Origin of the sequence: Neisseria sp. 83E34, assembly GCF_001308015.1 — a bacterium.
In the GTDB taxonomy this organism is placed as follows: domain Bacteria; phylum Pseudomonadota; class Gammaproteobacteria; order Burkholderiales; family Neisseriaceae; genus Neisseria.
The window spans coordinates 1-2,778 of record NZ_LGYH01000023.1 but is presented as its reverse complement, the minus strand read 5'-3'; the positions used below and the strand labels follow the sequence as shown (position 1 = coordinate 2,778).

Annotated in this window: 3 protein-coding genes; all 3 read left to right on the top strand. The window is 44.4% G+C overall.

The features are described from left to right. A partial coding sequence (locus tag AKG09_RS11420) for an RHS repeat-associated core domain-containing protein (protein ID WP_231623946.1) occupies positions 1 to 1,810 on the top strand: 1,810 nt, incomplete at its 5' end. Continuing rightward, positions 1,811 to 2,335: an Imm15 family immunity protein gene (locus tag AKG09_RS11415; protein WP_054619548.1), complete on the top strand. Its 525-nt coding sequence runs from the start codon at positions 1,811 to 1,813 to the stop codon at positions 2,333 to 2,335. It begins immediately after the preceding gene. Between the two features lie 39 nt (positions 2,336 to 2,374). Further along, positions 2,375 to 2,617 carry a hypothetical protein gene (locus tag AKG09_RS11410; RefSeq protein ID WP_054619547.1) on the top strand — a complete coding sequence of 81 codons (243 nt, stop codon included), beginning with the start codon at positions 2,375 to 2,377 and terminating at the stop codon, positions 2,615 to 2,617. Positions 2,618 to 2,778 lie beyond the last annotated feature (161 nt).

The following is a 2,778-nucleotide window of genomic DNA, read 5'->3' as shown; positions in this document are numbered from 1 at the left end:
GACCCAAGAAGAGAATGCCCGAAACGGCCTGATAGCCACCGACTGGCGCGACCCGCAGTACGATATGCTGTTCCAGCCGGTTACCAACAGCATCCGTTACCATTACGACTTCAACGGCAACCGCACCGCCACCGTATTGCCCGACGGCAGACAAATCAACTATCTGTATTACGGCAGCGGCCACCTGCACCAAATCAACCTCGACGGCGAAGTCATCACGGACATCGAACGCGATAAGCTGCACCGCGAAATCCAAAGGACACAGGGAGCCTTAACCAGCCGCTACGAACTGGACCCGCTGGGCCGTCTGAAAGCCCAAATCGCACAACTCAACAGCCTGTCTGAAAACGGCAAAGGCAAAAGTAAAGTAGCGGCGGGTTACATACCCGCCCGCATGCACGGCCAAACCGCGGTCAAACGCAGCTACGGCTACGACAAAACCGGCAACCTGCTCCACAGCACCGACCAGCGGACGGGAACGACGCACTTCGAGTACGACAAACTGGGCAGAATCACCCGAGCGGGCAACGAGCGGTTCGCCTTCGACCCCGCGCACAATATCCTTTCAGACAGGCATCGGGACAACGCAGTAAAAGACAACCGTCTTAAAGAATACAACGGCACCAGCTATTACTACGACGGCCTCGGCAATCTGATCCACCGCGAACTGCCCGACGGCGAAGTGCAGAACTATTTCTATGATTTGCACGACCAACTGGTTAAAGTGGAAATCTTTAAGAAAGACGGCAACAAAGAAACGTGGATTTACCACTACGATGCCTTGGGCAGACGAATCGGCAAAGGCCGTCTGAAAAAGGAGAACGCTAACGAAGTTTCAGACAGGCATTCAACAGACCATACCTGTCTGAAAACTCAGGGTGGTAAAGATATTTTAGACAGCGAAATTGCCTTCCTGTGGGACGGCAGCCACTTGTTACAGGAAACACATTCAGACAGCCTTTACACTTACATCTACACCGACCAAGATTCTTACGAACCGCTGGCGCAAATCCGTGATTGGACAAACGAAGAAGAACCCAAACAAAGTATCCATTATTTCCACTGCGACCAAATCGGCATACCGCGTGAGATGACCGATAGGAACGGCAATTTATTGTGGTTCGGGGATTATTACGGTTGGGGCAAACTCAAATCGGAAACCAATATTACAAACGCCCATCAGCCGTTCCGGCTTCAAAATCAATACTGTGATAAAGAAACGGGCTTACATTACAACTTCTTCCGCTATTACGAACCGGACTGCGGTAGGTTTGTTAATCAGGATCCTATTAGGTTGTGGGGTGGGAATAACCTTTATCAATTTTCAACAAATATCCAAAATATGATGGACCCTCTTGGCTTGAATGCTGCCGTTGGCGTTGCTAGAGGAGTATTGTCATTTATTGCAGTTGATACAATGACCCCAGAACCAACCGATGCAGCTTGGCCTAAATGGGCTGTATATGCGGTGGCTGGTGGTGTGGCAGCAGGTGTAGTTGCATTATCAGAAAGCGACACTTGTACCGGTAGATGCGAGGAAGAGAAAAAGCGTAAAAAGCGTTGCAAGAAGTGGGGACAAGGAACACCTGCTCAAGCAGAATCAATAGTGAAGAAAGGTAGAGGACCTAAGGGAATCAAAAGAATTGATAGACCAGAATTATCAGTACCAGGTTCTCAATATCATGCTCATGCACACAATAATGCAGCTTTGAACTTAGATGGTACGATACATGATAAACATAGAGGAATGCCCCCATTTTCTAAAGATGATAAAGATTTTTTGTTTTGTTATGGGTGGAAAGGTGTATAAATGGATTATTTGAAACTACTAAACACTTTAGCAAAAAAAGAAAAGTCTTATCAAGAAGATAATATTATTGACCTGCTCACATATCCAGTAGAATTTGAAGAAATCCCATTAATTACTAGAGTTGGCCGAGAAACTCCTTTTTTAGGATTATTACCTAAAGAAAATTTAAATTCTTTTTTTCTTAATGCCGCTATTTTTTATTTAAATAATATAAAGATTACTGCAAGAAAGATATTAAATGAAAAAGAACTAAATAATTTATTTTTTTGTATAACATATCCGGATGCAAATCAAAGGTTATTTGATTTATATAACTTTTATATACCAAATTTATGCATTACAAAAATGAAATATAAAGAATCTTTCGAAAATCAAACTCTATTGAACTTGGATAAGACCCCATGGTTAAAAAATTCTTTAATCGAACTAGGATATAAAAATACTTTTAAACCAGTATACTCAAGATTCAATGATGACTTTGAGGATGAAATATTTAGAATATTTTTATTAAATACATCTACATAGGTACAATAACTTAACCTGCTTATTCAATGTGTAGCGTGCGTGCCAACAGCACGCACGCGTTTTTTATCTATTAACCTTAATACCGTTTTAGTGGATGTAGAAAAACGGCGCATCGACTGTAACTACCGAACCTCTTTTGCGGAAGAGCTGGAAATCGCTTCGTGCCAACTCAGGTTTATCGCGCGGCACGAACGGGGAGACCAAATTGCCGCCGCCCAAGCCTGCCGCGGTTCGCAAACCGAATTTATCCCCATACCGCCTTCATTGTCCGCATACGCATAAACGAATATTTTTCTACCGCAAACCGCTTTAATGAAGATTACCGAAACAGGAGCATATTCATGGCCATCAACAAAATCGCCCGTAAGAGCAGCAAGTTCCGCGTGGTGTTTATGGTGCCCGACTTCTGTTGGCCGCCCCCGCCCGCTCCGCCGCAAGTGCCG

What these genes read in the sequence shown, in the direction of transcription:
- AKG09_RS11415 (WP_054619548.1), top strand. Translation starts at nt 1,811, where the DNA reads ATGGATTATTTGAAACTACTAAACACTTTAGCAAAAAAAGAAAAGTCT.